This window comes from Microbacterium sp. AB, from assembly GCF_032878875.1.
Classification (GTDB): domain Bacteria; phylum Actinomycetota; class Actinomycetes; order Actinomycetales; family Microbacteriaceae; genus Microbacterium; species Microbacterium betulae.
The window spans coordinates 222,732-243,581 of record NZ_CP118157.1; the positions used below are offsets into that span (position 1 = coordinate 222,732).

22 protein-coding genes are annotated in these 20,850 nt (G+C 73.0%); 11 read left to right on the forward strand and 11 right to left on the reverse strand.

All coding sequences use genetic code 11. From position 1 onward, the window contains the following. Nucleotides 1–6 precede the first annotated feature (6 nt). The 4 genes from N8K70_RS01045 to N8K70_RS01060 are packed head-to-tail and all read left to right on the forward strand — an operon-like array spanning nt 7 to nt 4,713. Nucleotides 7–894: an ABC transporter permease gene (locus tag N8K70_RS01045; protein ID WP_317139758.1), complete on the forward strand. Its 888-nt coding sequence runs from the start codon at nt 7–9 to the stop codon at nt 892–894. Further along, the gene (locus tag N8K70_RS01050) at nt 891–2,603 is read left to right on the forward strand and encodes an ABC transporter ATP-binding protein (RefSeq protein WP_317139759.1); all 1,713 of its coding nucleotides are present in this window, start codon (nt 891–893) and stop codon (nt 2,601–2,603) included. Before N8K70_RS01045 ends, N8K70_RS01050 begins: the two co-directional genes overlap by 4 nt. Further along, complete coding sequence (locus N8K70_RS01055) at nt 2,600–3,445, forward strand: LLM class oxidoreductase (protein ID WP_317139760.1); 846 nt, start codon at nt 2,600–2,602, stop codon at nt 3,443–3,445. The genes N8K70_RS01050 and N8K70_RS01055 overlap by 4 nt, the downstream gene beginning before the upstream one ends. Further along, nucleotides 3,442–4,713: an NtaA/DmoA family FMN-dependent monooxygenase gene (locus N8K70_RS01060; RefSeq protein ID WP_317139761.1), complete on the forward strand. Its 1,272-nt coding sequence runs from the start codon at nt 3,442–3,444 to the stop codon at nt 4,711–4,713. Before N8K70_RS01055 ends, N8K70_RS01060 begins: the two co-directional genes overlap by 4 nt. Nucleotides 4,714–4,731: 18 nt before the next feature. Here N8K70_RS01060 and N8K70_RS01065 read toward each other — a convergent pair whose 3' ends face one another. Both N8K70_RS01065 and N8K70_RS01070 read right to left on the reverse strand, forming a co-directional pair. Next, entirely contained in the window at nt 4,732–6,033 is a 1,302-nt protein-coding gene (locus N8K70_RS01065; RefSeq protein WP_317139762.1) for an acyl-CoA dehydrogenase family protein, read from the reverse strand. Nucleotides 6,034–6,207: 174 nt separating this feature from the next. Further along, complete coding sequence (locus tag N8K70_RS01070) at nt 6,208–6,897, reverse strand: DUF2848 domain-containing protein (protein WP_317139763.1); 690 nt, start codon at nt 6,895–6,897, stop codon at nt 6,208–6,210. A 104-nt stretch (nt 6,898–7,001) separates the two neighbouring features. On the opposite strand from N8K70_RS01070, the gene N8K70_RS01075 reads away from it, so the two are divergent. Next, nucleotides 7,002–8,354, forward strand: coding sequence for an MFS transporter (locus N8K70_RS01075; RefSeq protein WP_317139764.1), 1,353 nt, complete (start codon nt 7,002–7,004; stop codon nt 8,352–8,354). On the opposite strand, the gene N8K70_RS01080 is transcribed toward N8K70_RS01075, so the two are convergent. After that, on the reverse strand, nt 8,351–9,016 hold the full coding sequence (locus N8K70_RS01080) for a GntR family transcriptional regulator (RefSeq protein ID WP_317139765.1): 666 nt from the start codon (nt 9,014–9,016) through the stop codon (nt 8,351–8,353). The genes N8K70_RS01075 and N8K70_RS01080 overlap by 4 nt on opposite strands. 53 nt (nt 9,017–9,069) lie before the next feature. On the opposite strand from N8K70_RS01080, the gene N8K70_RS01085 reads away from it, so the two are divergent. Then, a complete protein-coding gene (locus N8K70_RS01085) occupies nt 9,070–9,861 on the forward strand; it encodes a carbon-nitrogen hydrolase family protein (RefSeq protein WP_317139766.1) in 792 nt (263 codons plus the stop codon). Nucleotides 9,862–9,967: 106 nt separating this feature from the next. Next, on the forward strand, nt 9,968–10,153 hold the full coding sequence (locus N8K70_RS01090; protein WP_394357791.1) for a multidrug transporter: 186 nt from the start codon (nt 9,968–9,970) through the stop codon (nt 10,151–10,153). 60 nt (nt 10,154–10,213) lie between these two features. On the opposite strand, the gene N8K70_RS01095 is transcribed toward N8K70_RS01090, so the two are convergent. Then, nucleotides 10,214–11,272 (reverse strand): 2,3-butanediol dehydrogenase, encoded by a 1,059-nt coding sequence (locus tag N8K70_RS01095; protein WP_317139767.1) that lies wholly within the window; start codon nt 11,270–11,272, stop codon nt 10,214–10,216. A gap of 141 nt (nt 11,273–11,413) precedes the next feature. Here N8K70_RS01095 and N8K70_RS01100 point away from each other — a divergent pair, with 141 nt between their 5' ends. Continuing rightward, nucleotides 11,414–11,917, forward strand: coding sequence for a SixA phosphatase family protein (locus tag N8K70_RS01100; RefSeq protein ID WP_317139768.1), 504 nt, complete (start codon nt 11,414–11,416; stop codon nt 11,915–11,917). A gap of 17 nt (nt 11,918–11,934) precedes the next feature. On the opposite strand, the gene N8K70_RS01105 is transcribed toward N8K70_RS01100, so the two are convergent. Further along, on the reverse strand, nt 11,935–12,273 hold the full coding sequence (locus N8K70_RS01105) for a winged helix-turn-helix transcriptional regulator (RefSeq protein ID WP_317139769.1): 339 nt from the start codon (nt 12,271–12,273) through the stop codon (nt 11,935–11,937). A gap of 81 nt (nt 12,274–12,354) precedes the next feature. Here N8K70_RS01105 and N8K70_RS01110 point away from each other — a divergent pair, with 81 nt between their 5' ends. Beyond that, nucleotides 12,355–12,996, forward strand: a complete 642-nt coding sequence (locus N8K70_RS01110) for an FMN-dependent NADH-azoreductase (protein WP_317139770.1) — start codon at nt 12,355–12,357, stop codon at nt 12,994–12,996. Between the two features lie 211 nt (nt 12,997–13,207). Here N8K70_RS01110 and N8K70_RS01115 read toward each other — a convergent pair whose 3' ends face one another. From N8K70_RS01115 to N8K70_RS01130, 4 genes are all read right to left on the reverse strand, one after another. After that, nucleotides 13,208–13,846 (reverse strand): sulfate/molybdate ABC transporter ATP-binding protein, encoded by a 639-nt coding sequence (locus tag N8K70_RS01115; RefSeq protein WP_317139771.1) that lies wholly within the window; start codon nt 13,844–13,846, stop codon nt 13,208–13,210. Between the two features lie 28 nt (nt 13,847–13,874). Next, entirely contained in the window at nt 13,875–14,702 is an 828-nt protein-coding gene (locus N8K70_RS01120; RefSeq protein ID WP_317139772.1) for an ABC transporter permease, read from the reverse strand. Between the two features lie 129 nt (nt 14,703–14,831). Then, the gene (modA, locus tag N8K70_RS01125) at nt 14,832–15,629 is read right to left on the reverse strand and encodes a molybdate ABC transporter substrate-binding protein (RefSeq protein WP_317139773.1); all 798 of its coding nucleotides are present in this window, start codon (nt 15,627–15,629) and stop codon (nt 14,832–14,834) included. 35 nt (nt 15,630–15,664) lie between these two features. Then, nucleotides 15,665–16,057 carry a TOBE domain-containing protein gene (locus N8K70_RS01130; protein WP_317139774.1) on the reverse strand — a complete coding sequence of 131 codons (393 nt, stop codon included), beginning with the start codon at nt 16,055–16,057 and terminating at the stop codon, nt 15,665–15,667. 273 nt (nt 16,058–16,330) lie between these two features. Here N8K70_RS01130 and N8K70_RS01135 point away from each other — a divergent pair, with 273 nt between their 5' ends. Beyond that, complete coding sequence (locus N8K70_RS01135) at nt 16,331–16,897, forward strand: NYN domain-containing protein (RefSeq protein WP_317139775.1); 567 nt, start codon at nt 16,331–16,333, stop codon at nt 16,895–16,897. Nucleotides 16,898–16,913: 16 nt separating this feature from the next. On the opposite strand, the gene N8K70_RS01140 is transcribed toward N8K70_RS01135, so the two are convergent. After that, entirely contained in the window at nt 16,914–17,855 is a 942-nt protein-coding gene (locus tag N8K70_RS01140; RefSeq protein ID WP_317139776.1) for an EamA family transporter, read from the reverse strand. Between the two features lie 139 nt (nt 17,856–17,994). On the opposite strand from N8K70_RS01140, the gene N8K70_RS01145 reads away from it, so the two are divergent. Beyond that, nucleotides 17,995–18,996: a DNA topoisomerase IB gene (locus N8K70_RS01145; protein ID WP_317139777.1), complete on the forward strand. Its 1,002-nt coding sequence runs from the start codon at nt 17,995–17,997 to the stop codon at nt 18,994–18,996. On the opposite strand, the gene N8K70_RS01150 is transcribed toward N8K70_RS01145, so the two are convergent. After that, nucleotides 18,983–20,596, reverse strand: coding sequence for a PucR family transcriptional regulator (locus N8K70_RS01150; RefSeq protein WP_317139778.1), 1,614 nt, complete (start codon nt 20,594–20,596; stop codon nt 18,983–18,985). The genes N8K70_RS01145 and N8K70_RS01150 overlap by 14 nt on opposite strands. Nucleotides 20,597–20,850: the final 254 nt, after the last annotated feature.

Below are 20,850 nucleotides of genomic sequence, written 5' to 3' on the forward strand. Positions count from 1 at the left end.
CCGGACATGACCATCGAAACCGCTGAGCCCCGCACCTCGCCCGACTCGACGCCGGCCGTCCTCGTCAGGGGACGGAGCGCGCGGCGCCTGGGCGGGATCCTGCGCCAGCCGGTCCTCGTGCTCGCCTGGGTCGTCGTCCTCGTCGCGATCGGCTGGGCGATCGCCCCCGGCCTCTTCACGCCGTACAGCCCGTATGCGGGCGACCCCGCCCTGAGCTTCTCGCCGCCGAGCGCCGAGCATCCCTTCGGCACCGACCGGCTGGGGCGCGACCTGCTCGCGCGGTCGGTGTACGGAGCGGGCACGACCCTCTCCGCGACCCTGCTCGCCGTCCTCATCGCGTTCGTCGTCGGCACTCTCGTCGGTCTCGTCGCGGGATACCTCGGGGGCAAGACCGACACGGTCGTCATGCGCGTCATCGACGTCTTCCTGTCCATCCCGAGCCTCCTCCTGGCGATGGTGATCGTCTCCGTCCTCGGCTACTCGACGCACAACATCGCCCTCGCCGTCGGCATCTCGTCCATCGCCTCGTTCGCACGTGTCATGCGCTCCGAGGTGATCGGCATCGTCGGCCGCGACTACGTGCGCGCCGCATACGGGCTCGGCGTCAGCCGGATCGGCGTCGTCCTGCGACACGTCGTGCCGAACTCCCTCGGCTCCGTCGTCGCGCTCGCGGCCCTCGAGATCGGCACCTCGATCATCGCGGTCGCCTCGCTCGGCTTCCTCGGCTACGGCGCCCCTCCGCCCGAGCCGGAATGGGGACTCCTCGTCGCCGAGGGGCGCGACTACCTGGCCGTCCACCCGTGGATCTCGATCCTGCCGGGCGTCGCCCTCGCCCTCGTGGTGCTCTCCACGCACCGGATCAGCACCTCCTTCCGAAAGGACCACCGCCGATGACCGCCCCGATCGTCGTCGAGGCGCAGGCCGACCTCGCGGAGCCGGCCGAAGCGCTCCTGAGCATCACAGGGCTCGAGATCGACTACCGTGCCGAGCGGCGCACCTGGGCGCCGGCTGTCCGGGGCGTCGACGTGCGCGTCGACCCGGGGGAGTTCGTCGCGCTGGTGGGGGAGTCGGGCTCCGGGAAGACGACGCTCGTCCAGGGAGCGCTGGGCCTGCTCCCGTCCGCCGCCCGCATCCGCGGCGGGTCGATCGCGTACTCGGGCGTGGACGTCACCGGATGGCCCGATCAGCGGATGGCGCGCGTGCGCGGCAGCTACGTCGGCTTCATCCCGCAGGACCCGGCCACCTCGCTCAACCCCGTCAAGAAGATCGGCCGGCAGGTCGTCGAGGCCGTCGCGTTCAACGAGTCGCGCACGGCCTCGGCCGAGGAGCATCGCGACGCGGCGCTCGAGAGCCTGCGGACGGCGGGCCTCGCCGACGCGGGGCGGGTCTTCCACCAGTACCCGCACGAGCTCTCCGGCGGCATGAAGCAGCGCGCCCTCATCGCCATCGCCCTCGCGGGGAAGCCGAGGATCATCGTCGCCGACGAGCCGACGAGCGCTCTCGACGTGACGGTGCAGCGACGCATCCTCGACCACCTCGAGCGCCTGCGCCGCGAGCTCGGGATCGGCATCCTGCTCGTCACCCACGACCTCGGCGTCGCGCTCGACCGCTCGGACCGCATCCTCGTCATGCAGCGCGGCGAGATCGTCGAGCACGGCGCCGTCCGCGACCTCGTCGACAACCCGGCGAGCGCGTACACCCGGAGGCTGCTCGACGCCGCCCCGGCGCGTCACGCCGGACGCCTCGCACCGACCTCCGGCGCCGTCCGGGAGCCGGGACAGGCGCACGTGCTCCGCGCGGAGGGCCTCGAGAAGCGCTACGTCGCGGGAGCCGGCGGCAAGCGCGCCGTCGTCAGCGCCCTGGACGGCGTCGCGCTCACCGTGCGCGAGGGCACGACGCACGCGATCGTGGGGGAGTCGGGGGCGGGGAAGTCCACTCTCGCGAGCATCATCGCGGGCTTCGCCTCGCCCGACGCCGGCACCGTCCACGTCGGCGAACGCGAGATCACGTCGCTCGGGCGGCGGGAGCTGCGCGACGTCCGCCGCGACCTGCAGTTCGTGTTCCAGAACCCGTTCACCTCCCTCGACCCGCGATTCACCGTCGGCAAGATCGTCGCCGAGCCGCTCCGGGCCTTCCGGGCGACGGCCTCCCCGGCCGCGCTCGCTGCTCGCGTGAGCGAGCTGCTGCGAGCGGTGTCCCTCGACGACGGCTACCTGCGCCGGACGCCCGCGCAGCTGTCCGGCGGGCAGCGGCAGCGGGTCGCCATCGCCCGCGCCCTCGCGCTCAGCCCGCGGATCCTCGTGCTGGACGAGGCCGTGAGCGCGCTGGACGTGTCGGTGCAGGCGCAGATCCTGCAGCTGCTCGTCGACCTTCAGGCGGAGCTCGGGCTGAGCTACGTGTTCGTCACGCACGACCTCGGCGTGGTGCGGCTCATCGCCGACGACGTCACCGTGATGAAGGACGGCGCCGTCGTCGAGACGGGGCCCGCCGCCGAGGTGTTCGCCGCGCCTCGGCACGAGTACACGCGGACGCTTCTCGACGCCATCCCCGGCACCCGTCGCGTCGTCGACACCCCGTTCCACCCGGCAGGAGACCTCCCATGACGCATCCGCGGCCCCTCATCGCTCTCGTGGGCGACCTCCCCGCCCTGCTGCGCTCGGGGGACCCGGGGCTCCTGTCGGAGCTGCGGCGTGCGGCGGATGTCGTGGGCGCCGTGGTCGTCGGAGCCGGGGGCCGCCCGCAGCAGCTGGACCCCGTGGCGGCGGCGACGTCGCTGACCGTCCGTGCGCCGGGGCTTCCCGCGCTCGTCTCGTCGGACGGCCTCCGCGATGCGCCGTACAACGCCGCGCGGCGCTTCCTCTCGCTCGACCATCTCAGCGGGGCGCGCAGCGGCGTGGTCTTCCGATCCGGAGACGGCGACGCGGAGCGGACGGCGGAGCGCATCCGCGTGATCCGCGCGCTCTGGAACTCGTGGCCGGTCGAGACCCTGCTGGCCGACCGCGAGCGCGGCGTCTACGCGACGACGGACGGCATCCGGCGGATCGAGCACGACGGGGAGCACTACCGGGTCGCGGGCGCGCTCAACACGCCCACGAGCCGTCAGGCCGAGCCGGTGTCCCTCTGGCATGTGACGTCGGAGGCCGAGCTCGCCGCCGCAGGGGGCCTCGTGGACCTCGTCGTCGTCGATGACGCCGCGCTCGCGGACGCCTGGGCGGGGTCGGAGGCCGAGGGCCGGCCGGGCCTCGTCTCGGCGGGCGTCGAGCGGGAGGATGCGGCGCTCTCGCTCGTCCGCGTGGAGTCGCTGCCGGCGTTGCAGGACGTGCTGGACGCGGCGCGGCCGCTCGAACCCGGCGTGCTCTCGGGGACGCTGCGCGCGCGGCTCGGCCTCCCCGAGCGCCGATACGACCTGACGGACAAGCCCCTCGCCTTCGGAGGCGCACGATGACCGACCGCACCGACCACCTCACGCTCAACGTCAACCTCCAGGCCTTCGGGCAGCGGCCGGCCGCCTGGCAGTTCGGCGACCACGACGCCGACACCCTCATCCGCCCGGAGCACTGGATCGCATCCGCGAAGGCGGCCGAGCGCGGCCTCCTCGACGCGGTCTTCTTCGCCGATCAGCCCGCCCTCCACAATCCCGATCCGCGTCCCGGAGCGCAGCTGGAGCCCATCGCGCTCGCGGCGCTCCTCACCGCCGCGACCGAGCACGTCGGCGTGATCGCCTCCGCATCGACCACGTACAACGACCCCGTGGAGCTGGCCGAACGACTGCTCGGCACCGACGTCGTGACGGGCGGCCGGCTGGGATGGAACATCGTCACGACGTACAACCCCGCCGTGTCGGGGAACTTCGGCGTGGACGCGAACCCCGACCGCGCGACCCGCTACGAGCGCGCCGGCGAGTTCGTCGACGCCGTCAAGACGGTCTGGGCCGGAGCCGCGGGAGACGGCGGCTTCCGCTTCGACGGGGAGCACTTCCGCTTCGAGGGCGTCACGGCCGTCCCGCCGTCGGCGCAGGGAACGCCCGTCCTGTTCCAGGCCGGCGGGAGCGCGCAGGGGCGCGACCTGGCGGCTCGCCACGCCGAGGGCGTGTTCGCCGTCGAGCTGACGCTGCCGCGCGCGATCGAGAACTACGCGGACCTCACGCGCCGCGCGGCCGCGCTCGGACGCCGCCCGGGCCTGCCGAGGATCACCCCCGGTCTCTCGCTCGTCATCGGCAGCACGGTCGAGGAGGCGCGACGCCGGTTCGACGACTTCGAATCGCGGGTGCCCGACAGCTACGCGCTCGGATCGCTCAGCAACGTCATCGCGCACGACGCGAGGACGCTCGACCTCGACGCGCCGATCCCCGCCGACATCCTCGACAAGCCCTGGAACCCCGACGAGCATCCGACGTCGGCGGGCTACCGCCTCACCTTCCTCGACTGGATCCAGGAGCGCCGCCAGCAGACCGTGCGCGAGATCCTGCGGGACTTCGGAGGGTACGGCGCGCGCATCGTCATCGGCACCCCGGAGCAGATCGCCGACGACATGGAGCTCTGGTTCCGCTCCCGTGCGGCCGACGGCTTCAACCTCATGATCGACCACTTCCCCGACGGGCTCGTCGCCTTCGCCGACGAGGTCGCGCCGCTGCTGCAGCGGAAGGGCATCCACAAGCGCGAGTACGACCACACGACGCTGCGCGAGGTGATCGGCGCCGGGACCGCCGGATGAGCGGGGCCCCGCCCGTCCCTACTCGCCGGGGCGGAACGGCGGCACCTCCGACGGTGCTCCGTCCGCGTCGAAGGGCGAGAACGGGCTGCCGTAGAAGCGCCCGTTGACGAGGTAGTCGCCGAGCAGCCGGGGCTTCACCGCCACCGGGTTGTGGGAGGCGATCGTGCGGGCGTTGCGCCAGTGCCTGTCGAGCGCCTTGCCGGCGTCGGTCAGGCTCGCGCCGGCGGCGTCGAACAGCCGGGTGGTCGCCTCCAGCGCGGTCTCGATCACCGCGACCTGGTTCGCGAGCGTGTAGACGCTGAGCCTCTCGTACGGTTCGCGGTCGCCGTCCCGGAGGAAGAGCGCGTTCGCGTGCTCCAGGACGTCGGCCGCCGTGCGCACGAGGCTCTGCGCCGTGACGTACGACACGGAGAGCGACCCGACCACGTCGAGCGCGTGATCGCCGAAGGCCTCCTTCCTCGGCGGCCGAGACACGTTGAGCGCGATCGCCTCGTCGAGGACCTCCCTCGTGATCCCCGAGAGCGTCGCGAGGTGGTAGAGCTGCACGAAGCTCTGGTGCTGGGCGACCTCCTGGTCGATCGGGATGATCCCGAGCGGATGGACCCGCGCCTCCGAGAGGAGGGTGCTGCCGCTCGCCGACGTGCGCTGGCCGAAGCCGCGCCAGTCGTCCGCGCGCTCCACGCCGGGCTGGTCCGTGGGGACGATCGCCCAGACCGGGCGCCCGTCCTCGTCCTCGGCCGAGGCGCGGATGTAGTCCGCGTACAGCGATCCGCTCGAGTAGTACTTGCGTCCCGAGACGACCCACTCGCCCGACGCCGTCCGCCGGGCCGTGGTCACGGGGGCACCCGGGGCGGAGGTCTGCGCGTTGCCGAAGACCCTCCCCGACACGATCTCCGCCGTCCAGTGCGCTCGCGCCTCAGGGGAGACGTCCGGCTGATGGCGCAGCACCTCGATGAAGCTGAGATGCCCCCGCAGGGCGTTCGCGACGCCGGGATCGGCGGCGCCCAGATCGGCGAGCAGGGCGAACAGGTCGACGAGCGGGATGTCGATGCCTCCGTCGGCCTCGGCGACCCGCAGCCGCGTGAACCCGGAGGCGATCAGCGCTGTGATGCCCGCCGTCTGCCGCCCGCCCGTCCTGTCGGCGTCCGCGGCGTCGTGCCGGATGATCGAGAAGGCGTCGGCGAACCGTGCCCGGAGGTCCCCGAGACGCCCGGAGCCGCGTGCCTCGGCGAGCTCGTCGAGGCCGATGCGCCGGGACGCCTGTCGCCGCCCGAAGACGGGCGCCGCGGGCGACGCCGGCTCGACTGCTCCGGTGCTCATGCGGCGTTCCTCTCGTCTGCCTCGTCCGTCGAAGGCCTCTTCCGTGAACGAGGGAAGCCTATGACCGCAGGCTCGTGGACGTGCCCTTTTGTATCGCCGCATTGCGCGGGGGCGTCGACGGGGCGGCCCCCGCGTCCGTCGTGGACGCGGGGGCCGCGGGCTCGACCGCCGCGATCAGCCGATGGGCTCCGGCATCCGCGCGACGTCGTACACGACGCGCGAGGTCTCGCCCGTCGCCTCGTCGAGGAGCTCGACCTCCCACCGATCGGCGAACTGGTCGACTCCCTCGATCATCGGGATCGTCCCCGAGATGAGCGCGACTCCCGGCTCGTGCTCGCCTCGCTCGCGCAGGACGTCGAGCCAGGAGGACGGCGAGAGGAGGTCGCCGACGCGGCCGTCCTGGATGAGGACGCGGCCGGCTCCCACCCAGGCGCGGAGGCGGAGACGGTCCACCCGGTCGCCGAGGTCGACGAGGCGCCACGCACGGCGTCCGAGGACGTCCGGTCCCGCGTTCTTGCTCCAGGCGACGCCGTGCACCTCGAGCGCGCGGTCGGTGTGGTCGCAGGCCGCCGTGAGGAGGACGTCCTCGGGGCGCGGGCCCGCGATGACGACGCCCCACTCCGCCTCGCCGGAGGTCTGGGCGTGCTGCGCGTCGACGAGGCCGGTCTGGCGCGCCAGGTAGGGCGAGACCGGGTAGAGCGAGGGCGTCGTGCTCGGCGCGGGCACTCCGAGCGCGGCGAGCTCGTCGATGTGCAGGCGCACCTGCTCCTGATCGCGCCCGGCGTACCCGGCGTTGTAGAGCCTCTGGATGTCGACGTCGACGGTCTCGTCGCGGCCGATGATGTCGAAGGTCAGTCGGGTCATGTGCGCTCGTTCCTCTTGTTACGGGGAGGGAAAATCATCCGCCCGTTGTTGCGTATATGTCTTGTATACCGCAAGTATGTGAAGATCCCGATTGGAGCGAACACATGAGCGACAGCACATCCGCCGGCCCGACGAAGCCGCCCGTCGACAGACGCGCACTCGCCAAGGCCTACACCGCCAGCCTCACCGGAACATCGTTGGAGTGGTACGACTTCGCCGTGTACTCCACCGCCGCAGCGGTCGTCTTCCCCGTCCTCTTCTTCCCGGAGAGCGACCCGCTGACCGGGGCGCTGCTGGCTTTCTCGACGTACGCGGTGGGCTACCTCTCGCGTCCCATCGGCGGCATCGTGTTCGGCCGGCTCGGCGACAAGGTGGGGCGCAAGCGCGTGCTCGTCCTGACCCTCCTCATCGTCGGCATCGCCACCTTCCTCATCGGCGTCCTCCCGACCTACGCGTCGATCGGCGCGGTCGCGCCGGTCATCCTGGTGCTCCTCCGCTTCGCGCAGGGCGTGGGCGTCGGCGGGGAGTGGGGCGGGGCCGTGCTGCTCTCGAGCGAGTTCGGCAGCCCGCGTCGTCGCGGCTTCTGGGCGTCGGCCGCGCAGGTCGGCCCGCCCGCCGGAAACCTCCTCGCCAACGGCGTGCTGGCGTTCCTCACCCTCGTGCTGACGGAGGAGCAGTTCCTCGGCTGGGGATGGCGCGTGGCGTTCCTCCTGTCCGCCGTGCTCGTCGCCTTCGGGCTGTGGATCCGCCTCGCCCTCGAGGACACGCCGATCTTCCGGGCGATCGAGGAGAGCGGCGACCGCCCCCAGGCTCCGATCCGCGACGTCTTCCGCTATGAGCGGCGCGGCCTGCTCGCCGCCATCCTCAGCCGCCTCGCGCCCGACATCCTCTACGCGATGTTCACCGTCTTCACGCTCACCTACGGGCTCACGCAGCTCGGGATGGAGCGATCGGAGGTGCTCACGGCCACTCTCGTCGGGTCGGCCTTCCAGCTCGGGCTCATCCCCCTCGCCGGATGGGTGAGCGACCTCGTGAACCGGCGTCTCCTCTACGCCGCCGCCGCGGTGGCCGCGGCCGTCTGGCCGTTCGTCTTCTTCACGATGGTCGGCGGCGGATCGCAGACGCTCTTCGTCCTCGGCGTGGTCGTGGGCCTCGGCATCCACTCCTTCCTCTACGGCCCGCAGGCGGCGTTCATCACCGAGCAGTTCAGCCCGCGGCTCCGGTACACGGGGTCCTCGCTCGCCTACACGATCGCGGGCGTGTTCGGCGGCGCGCTGGCGCCGGTCATCTTCACGGCGCTGCTCGACGCGACGGGCGGATGGGTCGCGCCCGCGATCTACCTGGCGGTCGCGGCCGCCCTCACGGTCGTCGGCGTGCTCCTCGGCCGCAACCCGCACCACGCCGAGGACGACGAGTACCTCGAGCGGCTGAGCGTGACGGCCGGCGCGCAGGCCTAAGCGCCGGAGAGGATCGCGTGCAGCGTCTTGGAGAGGTGCTCGTCGATCGCCCGATCGATGAGCACCCGATCGCCGGAGCGCAGGGCGTCGATGATCTCCGTGTGCTCCCTGCTGACCGCGTCCCAGCGGCGGGGGCCGCTCGCGAGGGCCGTCACTCCCACGCGCACCTGCCGCTCGCGGAGTCCGGCGTAGGTGCGAGACAGCAGTGCGCTCCCCGCCGCGTCGACCAGCGTCTGGTGGAACTCCCGGTCGAGCTCGATGCACTGCCGTGCGGTCGCCGGATCGAGGGAGACGCGGCCGGACGTCAGCGCGTCCTGGTCGCGCACGATCTCCGCCATCCGCTCGTGCGGCGAGAGCCCCGCCGCCAGTGCGCGCCCGGCCGCATGGTGCTCGATGAGCGCCCGCAGGTCCATGAGCTCGGACATCTCGCGAGGCGTGAGCGGCGAGACGAGAGCCCCGCGTCGCGGCTGCAGCTGCACGAGCCCCTCGGAGGCGAGGATGAGCAGCGCCTCGCGCACGGGGGTTCGCGAGACGCCGATCTCGGCCGCGACGTCCTGCTCGTTGATGAACGCGCCCTCGATGCGCGGGTCGGCCAGCATCAGGCGAAGGTGCTCGAGCGCCCGCTCGCGGCCCGAGAGCGGTGGCGTCGACGGGTGAGGCATTCTTCATGTATACAACACGCCGTCGCGGGCGTGACCGAGAGAGGAGCCATGCCGTGCGCATAGCCATCGCCCAGATCGTGAGCACCGAGGACCCCGCGGGGAACCTCGCCCAGGTGGAGGAGCAGACGGCTCGTGCGGCGGACGCCGGCGCGGAGGTCGTCGTCTTCCCGGAGGCGACGATGTGCCGCTTCGACGGGCCGCCGCTGTCGGGCGTCGCCGAGCCGCTCGACGGCCCGTGGGCCGGCGAGGTGCGCGCGATCGCCGCGCAACACGGCGTCACGGTGGTCGCCGGGATGTTCACCCCCGGCGACGACGGTCGCGTGCGCAACACGCTGCTCGTCGCCGGCGCCGCGGAGGCCGCGTACGACAAGATCCACCTCTTCGACGCCTTCGGGTACCGGGAGTCGGCGTCCGTGGAGCCCGGGGCGGCGCCTGCGGTCTTCACCCTCGACGGCGTCGGCATCGGGCTGGCGACGTGTTACGACGTGCGGTTCCCCGGGCTGTTCACGGCGCTCGCCGATGCGGGCGCCCAGGTCGTGATCGTGTGCGCGTCGTGGGGCTCGGGGCCCGGCAAGCGGGAGCAGTGGGAGCTGCTCACGCGCGCCCGCGCGCTCGACGCGACCGTCTTCGTCGTCGCGAGCGGCCAGGCCGATCCCCGCACGATCGGTCGTGACGACCCGGTCGGCTCTCCGACGGGCGTCGGCGCGAGCGGCGTCATCGCCCCCGACGGCGTGGAGATCGCACGTCTCGGCGCCGCGCCGGAGACGCGCGTCCTCGACCTCGACGTCGCCCGCGTGGCCGAGGTCCGCGAACGGCTGCCCGTGCTGCGCAACCGGCGGATCTGACGGCTCGACGGAGAGGTCGAGCCTCCGTCTCCGCGCCGGCGCAAGGGGGTTCGCCCGCGGGCGCGCATCGGATACGGTCGGCCCATACGAGCGACGAGGAGGAATCGTGGGACGAGACGACATGACGGACGACGAGAAGCGGCACGACCAGCTCACGACCGCGCCCGAGGCGACGGAGGAGGACGCGAAGCCCCGCATCGAGGTGACGGAGCACGACGGCGTCACGCGGATCGACGTCGCCGACGACGCCGCCGTCCGCCCCGGCGGCGGGGAGCCGGGCGAGGACGCATAGCGACCGCGTCCGCGGTGAGGGCTCACACGGATCCCTGCGATCCGCGTGAGCCCTCCGCGGTCAGGCCGCCGCGCCGCTGCGGACGAGCACCTTCGCGCCGTTGCCCCCGCGGAGCGAGCGGATGGCGTCCACCACGTCGTCCAGATCGACCTCCTGCACCCATCCGGTCGTGTCGTAGCGGCCCTCCGACATCGCCTGGATGACGGCGTCGAAGTCGTCCTGGGTGTAGCCGAGCACGCCGACGATCTCGGTCTCGCTCATCACGAGCTGCGTGGGCAGGAAGTCCATCGTGCGCTCGTGGAGAGCCACGACGACGAGACGGCCGCCCGGCGTGAGGTTCGCGAGACCCGACGTGATCGAGGGGCCGACGCCCGCCGCGTCGAACGCGGCGTCCACTCCGTCGCCGTCCGTGAGGTCGGCGACGGCGGACGCGAGATCGTCGTTCACGGGGTCGACGGTCGTCGCCCCCAGCGCCTCGATGATGGCGCGTCGATCGGCGCTCGGCTCGGAGACGAGCACGCGTTCGACGCCCTGCGCGCGGAGCGCGAACCAGACCCCGATGCCGATCGGGCCGGCGCCGGCGACGAGGGCGGAGCCTCCGGCCTGGACGTTCGCATGGGCGACCGCGTGCCATGCGACGGACATGGGCTCGACGAGCGCGCCCAGCCGCAGGTCGACGCCCTCGGGCAGCTTGTGCAGCTTCGCGGCGTCCACCGTCGTGTACTCGGCCATCCCGCCGCCGTGCGCGTTGAGGCCGTGGAAGGCGATCGTGCGGCAGGCGTTGAACATGCCGCGACGGCAGGCCGCGCATGTGCCGCATCCGTAGACGGGCCAGACGGCGACGTCGTCGCCGACCGCGACACGGTCGACGCCCTCGCCGACCTCGACGACCGTGCCCGAGAACTCGTGGCCGAGGATCTGCGGCGGCATCGCACCCGTCACCGGATGGGGCTTCGTGAGGTCGAGACCCGACGCCTCGGGGGCGTAGTACACGTGGAGGTCCGACCCGCAGATCCCGGCGAACGCGTTGCGCAGCTTCACCTGTCCGGGACCCGGCGACGGCTCCTCGACCTCTTCGATACGGACATCCTCTTTCGCGTGGAACCGTGCGGCGCGCATGCGCATCCCCTTTCCTGAGCACAGCCGTCGACAGATGTCGATGACACGTCCATTCTCTCGCGGCTCCGCCTCGGAGGTCTGGGCCAGGTCGACGCCGGGTCGCTCTGCCGTCCGGGGGTGTCGATCCGCCATGCTGGACGCATGCTCCGGCTCCTCCTCCTCCGGCACGCCGAGGCCGGCTGGCCGCACGGCGTCGACGACATCGACCGCCCCCTCTCCCCGCAGGGCATGAGGGATGCCCGGCGCGTCGGCGCGTACGTCGCCGACCAGGACCTCGTCCCCGATCTCGCGCTCGTCTCGCCGGCACGGCGCACCCGGGAGACGTGGCGTCTCGTCGGCGGATCCTGGGAGAGCCCGCCCGAGCACCTCGTCGACGACGACATCTATGCCGCGTCGACGCGCGGCCTGCTGCAGGTCGTCCGGGAGCGCGGGGGAGACGCCTCCTCGCTCGTCCTCGTCGGGCACAGTCCCGCCGTGCCCGACCTGCTCGCGACGCTCGCCGCGCCCGATCAGCGCCGATGGGTTCCGCTCCACTACCCGCCCGCGGCCCTCGCGGTCGTCGACCTGGCGATCGAGCGGTGGGCGGATGCGGCTCCCGGCCTGGGGACGGTCGAACGCGTCGTCACGCGACGCGACGACGACTGACGATCCGGCGACCGCGCTCAGGCGCGCGTGACACGCAGGTTCTCGGACGCCCACTCCCCGAGCATGGCGAGCGCGGGGATGAGGTGCTCCCCGGCGGGTGTCAGGACGTACGTGACGGACACGGGCGGGCCCGCGTTCACCTCGCGCCTCACGAGCTCGACCGAGGCGAGCTCGGAGAGCCGGTCCGAGAGCACGGCGTCGCTGATCCCGGTCACGGCCCGCCTCAACGCGACGAAGGAGAGAGCGCCGCGGCTGAGGGCGTCGAGGATCATGCCGTTCCAGCGCTTGCCGAGCACCGAGAACGCGAGGGCGACCGCGGCGTCGCACGGCGATCCGTCGTTCTCGCTCCCTCGCATGCCTCCACCCTACCCGTGCTACGCTCCCGAGAGTCGCTCTGGTTTACAGAGCGACTCATCGTAACCGATCGGAGATCCCCCATGACACTGTTCCGCCTGGATGCGAGCATTCTCCCCGCGACGTCCTCCAGCCGTGCGCTCGCCGACATCGTCGAGGCCGAATGGACGGCCGCTCGCCCCGGCTCGACCGTCGTGCGACGCGATCTGGCCGCCTCGCCCGTGCCCGCCACGGTCTGGCAGAACGCCGTCACCGCCGGATTCACCCCCGAGGCCGACCGCACCGACGCGCAGCGCGAGGCGCAGGCGCTCGCGAAGACGTTCGCCGACGAGCTCGTCGACGCCGAGGCGCTGCTCTTCGCCGTGCCGCTCTACAACTACGGCGTCTCGCAGCACTTCAAGACCTGGTTCGACGTCGCGTACGCCGACGAGCGGATCAACCCGACCGGCACCGCCCTGCGCGGCAAGCCCGCGACGCTCGTCACCGTGCTCGGCGGCAACTACGGTCCCGGGACCCCCAAGGAGGGCTGGGACCACGCGACGCCGTGGATCCGTCGTGTGCTCGAAGACGTCTGGGGGCTCGACCTGCGCGTCGTGGAGCGGCCCTTCACCCTCGTCGGCGCGAACCCGGCGCTCGAAGAGTTCGCCGACCTCGCGGCCTCGCTCAAGGAGACCGCCGAGGACGCCGCGCGCACCGCCGGACGCGAGATCGCCGAAGCCGCCTGATCCTGCGGCGGGATCGCCGGCTCCTGAGCGCCGGAGATCCCGCGAGCCCGAACGCCGCAGATCGCCCGCGCCCTGAGCGCCGGAGATCCCGTGAACACCGGACGGATTCCTGCCGGATGGTCCGGGTTTCGCGGGATCTCCGGTCCCGGGGGCCGGATGCGGGCTGGGCCGGATGCGGGCTGGGCCGGATGGGGGATCGCGGCCGGGCGGCTCACGCGATGATGCGCCCCGCGGCCATCCGCACGGTGCGGTCGGCGAGCGCCGAGACGTCGCCGGGGTCGTGACTGACGAGGACCGCCGTGCGCCCCTCGAGCGCACGCGACAGCAGGATGCGCAGCTCGGGGGCCGCGTCGACGTCGAGCGCGGCGGTGGGCTCGTCGAGCAGCAGCACGGCCGGCTCGGCGGCGAGGGCGCGGGCGAGCGAGACGCGCTGCGCCTGGCCGCCGGACAGATCCGTGGCGCGGCGCTCGGCGAGATGCCGCACGCCGACCTCGACGAGCCAGCGTTCGGCGGCGTCGCGCGCGGCGGATCGGGAGAGACCGGATGCCCGCGGGCCGAAGGCGACGTTGTCGCGCACCGAGAGGTGCGGGAAGAGCAGCGTCTGCTGCGCCATGAGCACGATGCCGCGACGGTGCGGCGGGATCCAGCGTCCGTCGCCCGCCAGCGTCGCGCCGTCCAGCTCGATCCTCCCGGCGTCGGGCCGGAGGAGCCCGGCGAGCAACGTGAGCACGGTCGACTTCCCTGCGCCGTTCGGGCCGACGATCGCGAGCGTCTCGCCGTGCGCGGCCGACAGCGAGACCTCGACGTCGCGCTCGGCGACGCGCGCCTCGATCGACAGGTACGCGCTCACGGCTGAGCCCTTCGGGGCCGACATGCGCTCACGGCTGCACCCGCCGCGGACGGTAGGCGAGCACGACGCCGATCACCGCGAGCACGATGAGCACGAGCGAGAGGGCCACGGCCGATGCGCTGTCGCTCTCGCGCACGAGGTACACCTGCAGCGGCAGCGTGCGCGTGACGCCCTGCAGGCTGCCTGCGAACGCGAGCGTGGCCCCGAACTCCCCGAGCGCCCGCGAGAACGACAGGATCGCGCCCGAGAGGATGCCCGGGGCGATGAGCGGCAGCGTCACGCGCCACAGCACGCGGCCGGGGGATGCGCCGAGCGTCGCCGCGATCGCGCCGTAGCGCGTGCCGGCGGATCGCAGGGCGCCCTCGACGCTCATGACGAGGAACGGCAGCGCCACGAACGTCTGCGCCATGACGACGGCGACCTCCGTGAACGGGATCTGGACGCCGACGACGCCGAGCGCCTGCCCGACGAGGCCCCGGCGGCCGAACGCGTAGAGCAGGGCGATCCCGCCGACGACGGGCGGCAGCACGAGAGGCACGAGCACGAAGGCCCGCAGCGCCTGCTGGCCCGGAAAGCGCGCCCGCGCGAACACCGTCGCGAGGGGGATGCCGATGACGAGGCATATCCCGGTCGAGACGAGTGCCGTGCGCAGGCTCAGGGCGAGCGCGTCGAGCGACGACTCGCTCGTCAGCAGCGGCCAGAAGTCACCCCACTCGGCGCGCAGGACGAGCGCGGCGAGCGGGACGAGGATGAAGGCGAGGCCCAGCGCCGCGGGAGCCCAGATCCACCGGGGCAGGTCGGTCGTGACCGCGTGGGCTCCTCGCGATGCCCGCCCCGTCCGCTCGTCCTGTGTCATACGGGGCGATCGAGCGGACACGACGCAGGAACTCCGAGCGCGGACTCCGGGGACAGGGGCGCGATCGCGCGGGTCGCGCGGCTCGGACGCATCGCGATTCCTGCACGGTGCCGCGTGGGTGTCATCCGCCTACTCCGCGGGGAGGAACCCGGCCGCCGTGAGCTCCTCCTGCGCGTGCTCGCCGAGGACGAAGTCGACGAAGTCCTGCGCGAGCTCGGGGTCGTCCGCTCCGGTCAGCGGCGCGATCGGGTAGTCGTTCAGGGCGTCCTGCGCCTCGTCGAACGGGATGCCCTCGACGCTGTCTCCGGCGCCGAGCACATCCGTCGCGTAGACGAGCCCGGCATCCGCCTCGCCCGCCGTGACCTTGCCGAGCACGTCGGTGACGGCGTTCTCCTCGCTCACGGGCGTCAGCTCGACGCCCGTGGACTCCTCGACCTTCTGCGTCGCGGCGCCGCACGGCACCTCGACGGCGCACACGACGAGCGTGACGTCGGGGTCGGCGAGATCGGCGAAGCTCGTGATGCCCGCCGGGTTGCCGGCGGGCACCGCGATCTCGAGCACGTTGCGCACGAACAGGACGGGGTCGGCCGCCGTCAGCCCCTCCGCGACGACGGAGTCCATCGTGCTCGTGTTCGCCGCGGCGAACACCCCCGCGGGCGCGCCCTCGACGATCTGCGTCGCGAGCCCCGACGAGCCGTCGAAGTTCAGCTGCACCGTCACACCGGGGTTCTCGGCCTCGAAGTCGTCCGCGAGGGCGGTGAACGTCTCCGTGAGCGATGCGGCCGCGAAGACCTGCAGCTCGCGCTCCTCGGGGGCGGGGCTCGCCGTCTCCTCCGCCGCGGGCGTGCCGGAGCAGCCGGAGAGGGCGACGGCGCCGATCGCGGCGACGGCGAGGAGGGCGGTGCGGATGGCGGGGCGTGCGGTCATGGCTGCGTTTCCTTCTCGGGCGTTCGGAGGGCGGTTCAGGGGGTCTCGACGAGGACGGTCGTCGCCTTGACGACGGCGACCGCGACCGAGCCGGGCTCCAGGCCCAGCTCGTGCACGGCCTCCGTGCTCATGAGCGACACGACGCGGTGCGGGCCGCACTGCATCTCGACCTGGCTCATGACGGTGTCGCTCGTGACGGCGGTGACGAGCCCCACGAAGCGGTTGCGGGCGGACCTCCCGCCCGTGGTCGGGTCGTCGGGGAGGTCGGCGTGCGCCCGCGCGAGCCGCGCGAGCTCGAGGCCGTCGACGACCTTGCGCCCCGCGTCGTCGACCGCGGACGAGAGCGTGCCGTTGTCGATCCAGCGACGCACGGTGTCGTCGCTCACGCCCAGGAAGCGCGCGGCGTCGCGAATGCGGATGCCCGGCATGATTCTCCTCGCAGATGCGGATGTTTCAGCGATGCTATCCCGCATCCGCGCGCTCCGAGGAAAGGACGCCGCGTCCCGAACACCGGAGATCCTGTGAAAGCCGGAGCGATTCGGCGCTCTCCGTCCGGTCTTCGAGGGATCTCCGGCGCCCGGGCGCATCGTGCCGGCGTCCGGGCGTCTTCGCGTCGTGCGGCCGTCGGCGGAGGACGCGCGCCGCCCCTCGTAGGATCGGACGAGGACCTCTCCACCGCGGAGCGGCCGGAGGAGGGGCGCATGCGCGCGACCGGAGAAGACGTCACCTGGGTGCTCGTCGACGGCGAGAACATCGACGCGACGCTCGGGACGTCCATCATCGGCCGGCGGCCGCAGCCCGAGGAGCGTCCCCGCTGGGACCGGCTCGTCTCCTTCGCGACGCGGGAATGGGGGCGGCGCGCGCAGGGCGTGTTCTTCATCAACGCCTCGTCGGTCATCCCGCAGAGCTTCGTGCAGGCTCTCAAGGCGATGGACTACGAGGTCGTCCTGCTCGCCGGCGCTCCGGACGAGAAGGTCGTCGACATCGCCATCCAGCGCACGCTGCAGGCGCTCGCCGGCCGCGACGACGACGTCATGCTCGTCAGCCACGACGGCGACTTCCTCGACGACGTCGCGGCCCTCATCGACGACGAGCGCCGCGTCGGCGTCGTCGCCTTCACCGAGTTCCGCAACGCGGGCTACAACGCCGTCGCCGGCCTGCAGAAGTTCGACCTCGAGTACGACGCCGCCGTCTTCGACGCGCAGCTGCCGCGCCTGCGGGTCATCCCCATCGACGAGTTCGACCCCATCAGCTTCCTCGGCGCCTGACGCGCGGCTCCCGGCGTCACCCGCGCTCGTCGCCCGCGGAGGGCCCCGCCGCGGGCCGCGCGGGCGGGAGGGGGATCGCCCCCGTGGGCGTCGCGACCGCGTCGCCCACGACCGCCTCCCCGCTGCGTCGCGCGGCGAGGGCGGTGCCGGCGCTCGCGACCACGACGAGCGCGATCGCCGTCAGGCGCAGCGGACCCGCCTGCTGGCCGAGCAGCAGCCATCCCGCTGCGGCCGCGACGACGGGCTCGAGGCTCAGCAGCACGCCGAACACGCGCTGCGGCAGGCGGCGGAGCGCCATCAGCTCCAGCGTGTACGGCACCACGGAGGCGAGCAGGGCGGTGCCGACCGCGAGGGCGAGCAGCCGGGGGTCGGCGGCGACGACGCCGACGGCCGGCACGCCGAACGGGAGGAGCGCGACGGACGCGATGAGCAGCGCGATCGCGAGACCGCCCATCCCGGGGATCACCCGGCCGACGCGTGCGCTCGTCCGGATGTAGAGGGCCCAGAAGCCCGCGGCGACGAGCGCGAACGCCACGCCCAGCGGATCGAGGGAGCCGGAGCCCATCGCGCTGTCGACGCCGAGCAGCGCCATCCCCGCCAGCGCGACGCCCACCCAGGCGACGTCGAGCATCCGGCGGGTGAGGAAGGCGGCGAGGACGAGCGGCCCGAGGAACTCGATCGCGACCGCAGCGCCGAGGGGGATGCGCTCGAGCGAGGCGTAGAAGAAGCCGTTCATCGCGCCGAGCGCGAGCCCGAAGGCGGTGACGGCGATCCACTGGTCGCGGCTCCAGCGCGCGATCCGCGGCCGCACCGCGACGAGCACGACGATCGCCGCGATCGAGAGCCGCAGCGCCGTGACGCCCCACGAGCCGAGGGCGGGGAAGAGCTGCACGGCGAGCGCGGCGCCGAACTGGAGCGAGACGCACGATCCGATGATGAGCCCGGTCGAAGCGGCCATCCCGCCGGACGGTCGGGTCGGGGAGCGCATGAGGTCCATTCTCACCGCTGTCGGTCGGCCCGGCGACGCCTTCCGGTGGAACGGGAGCCCCCTGTCAAGGGCTCCCGGCCCTCGGGCGGCCCGGGAGAGACTCTCAGGCATGGTCAGGCTGCGGCGCACGTCTCCCGAGGAGCGCGGATGGACGCGCCGACGCTCAGGCCCGGGCTTCGCCTACCTCGACGAGCACGGCGAGCGGCTGCCGGAGGACGCGGTGGCCCGCGTCACGGGGCTCGTCATCCCGCCGGCCTGGACGGACGTGTGGATCACGCCGCATGTCAACGGCCACCTCCAGGCCGTGGGCACGGACGACGCGGGCCGGCGCCAGTACCTGTACCACCCGCAGTGGCGCGCGCGACGGGACGCCGAGAAGTTCGACCGCGTGCTCGGCTTCGGCGAGGCGCTCGGCCGCTCCCGGCCGCGGATCCTCGAGGACCTCTCGCGCCGCGGCATGCCGCCCGAGCGCGCGTGCGCGACGGCCGTGCGGCTGCTCGACCTCGGCTGCTTCCGCATCGGCGACGACGTCTACGCCGACCGGCACGGCAGCTTCGGCCTCACGACGCTCGAGCGGGGGCACGTGCGGCGCGCGGGCGAGGCTCTCGTCTTCCGGTTCACGGGGAAGTCCGGCGTCGGCCACCGCATCGAGATCGACGACGCGGCGGTGGGGAGGGCGATCGACGCCATGCGCCGGAGGGGGGACGGAGAGGCGACCCTCCTGTCGTTCCGCGACCGCGGCGGGTGGCACCGGCTCACTCCCGCGCTCGTGAACGACTACGTTCGCGCCTCGACGGGGGTGGAGGCCACGGCCAAGGACTTCCGCACCTGGCACGCGACGGTCCTCGCCGCAGCGACGCTCGCGGAGCACGGCGAGCAGGCGGCCTCGGCGACGGCACGGCGCCGCGCCGTGGCCGCGACCATGCGCGACGTCGCGGCCTTCCTCGGCAACACCCCCGCGGTGACGCGCACGTCGTACGTCGACCCGCGCGTGGTCTCGGCGTACGACGAGGGCAGGACGATCGCGCGCGCCGTGCGCGGACGGCATGCCGACGACGACGCGCGTCAGCTCGCCGTGGAGCGCGCGACGCTGCGGCTCATCCGCGGGTAGACGCCCCGGGCCGCTCGGGATCCAGGACCACGAACGCGGCCCACACGTCCGCCCGCACCGCGAAGGACCCGAGATCCCTTCCGAGCAGGCGCGCGGCGAGGTCGATGCGGGAGCGGACCGTGTGCCGGTGGACCCCCAGGGCGCCCGCCGCGGCGTCGTACTCGCACCCGCTCGCGAACCACGTCCGCATGGTCGTCAGCAGCGCCGTGCCGTGGGTCTCGTCGTATCGCGTCAGCGGCGCGAGCACGGAGCGCGCGACCTCTCCCGCGCCGGCCTGGGCGACGAAGGCGAGCACTCCCTCCCCGGCCAGCTCGGAGAACCCGGTGACGCCGGCCGGCGCATCGGCCCGGCGCCGCAGCGCCTGCTCCGCCTGCTCGAGCGCACGCCCGAACCCGGCATAGCCGGTCGCCTCGGAGAGCCCGATCCGCGCCTCGAACCTCTCGACGAGCTGGGTCAGGACATCCGTCGCGCCGTCGGGCGCGCACAGCACGAGCGACGCGTCGCCTCGCGCGAAGAAGAGCTCGCCGGGACGCGATGCGACGCGCAGCTCGAGCACCTCCGACACGATGTCGAGGTCTGCGCCGCGCACCGCGACGGCGGCGACGCGGATCGGCTCTCCCGGCAGAGGCCCCCACATCTCGGCGGAGATGCGGGCGACGAGCGACGGGTCGCCGCCGCGGAGCGCATGCAGCAGGCCGGAGCGCAGGTGCCCGCGCGCGTTCACGAGGTCGCGGTTCTGCTGCAGCGACAGCCAGGCGAGGGCGACGACGGAGTTGACGACCTGCTGGCCGGCCTGGTCGATGTCCTCCGCCCGCCCGACGGCGAGCACGCCGCGGAGCTCGCCCGCGGCGCCGAGCGTCTGCAGCGCGTAGTCGCGCCCGGTGAGGAGGACGCGTCTGCTGGCGTGCCGCCCCCCGGCCAGCAGCGCCGTGACCTCGCGCCGCATCTCCGCCGCGTCGTCCGCGTTCAGCGGCTCCGGGAATGCGCGGTCGAGATCGCCCGTCGCGCCGTACAGGCCCACCCAGGCGCCCAGGTGCCGCGACAGCTCGGCGAGCGTCGCGCCCAGGCCGTCGGGCCGCAGCGCGGCCAGCGAGATCGCCCGCTGGGCGGTCAGCGCCCAGATGCCGCGGGAGTACTCGGCCGCCGCGAGCGCGTTCGCGTTCGCCCTCGCCACGGCGATGAAGGGCGTCTGGTAGGGCACCTCGAACAGCGGGATCCCCGCCCGGGCGCAGGCGACGACGAGGGAGGAGGGGGTCCCGTCCCTCACCACCTCCGTCCCGAAGCCCAGGCCGGTGACGCCGCGGTCCCGGAGACGGGCGACATACTCCGCGGTGTCGCCCTCTGCGATGCTCCCGTCGAACTGCGTCCCGGTGGTCAGCAGCACGTTGCCCTCGACGAGGAAGGGCGTTGGATCCGCCAGGTCGGAGCTGTGCACCCAGGAGATCGGACGGTCAAGCGCTCCGGCGGGCAGCCCCGTCTCGTCGCCGAGCAGCCGCAGGGACAGCGCGGGGTCGCGGAGCAGGGAGCGCAGGGTGGGCGGCGTCGTCGTGCTCGAGGTGGGGAGCGGTGCGGGGGAGCCCGATGCGGCGATGGTCGACATGGAGTCATGTTCTCATGACCGGATTCGACATCGTGTCGATCACCTCGGATGTCCGCGCCTGCGTATCATGCGGGGACATCCCCGTCCCCCGGCGCATTCCGATAAAAGGGGATAATCGCTCGATTCGCGTCCTTCCGGAGAGACGGATATTTTCTCGAGCGCTTTTCTCATCCGCGACATTCCTCGTCGCCGGAACGGAAGAGAACGCGCGTCGAAACCGGACGGAATCGCGGGGCGGGCATCGCTTCCTCCCT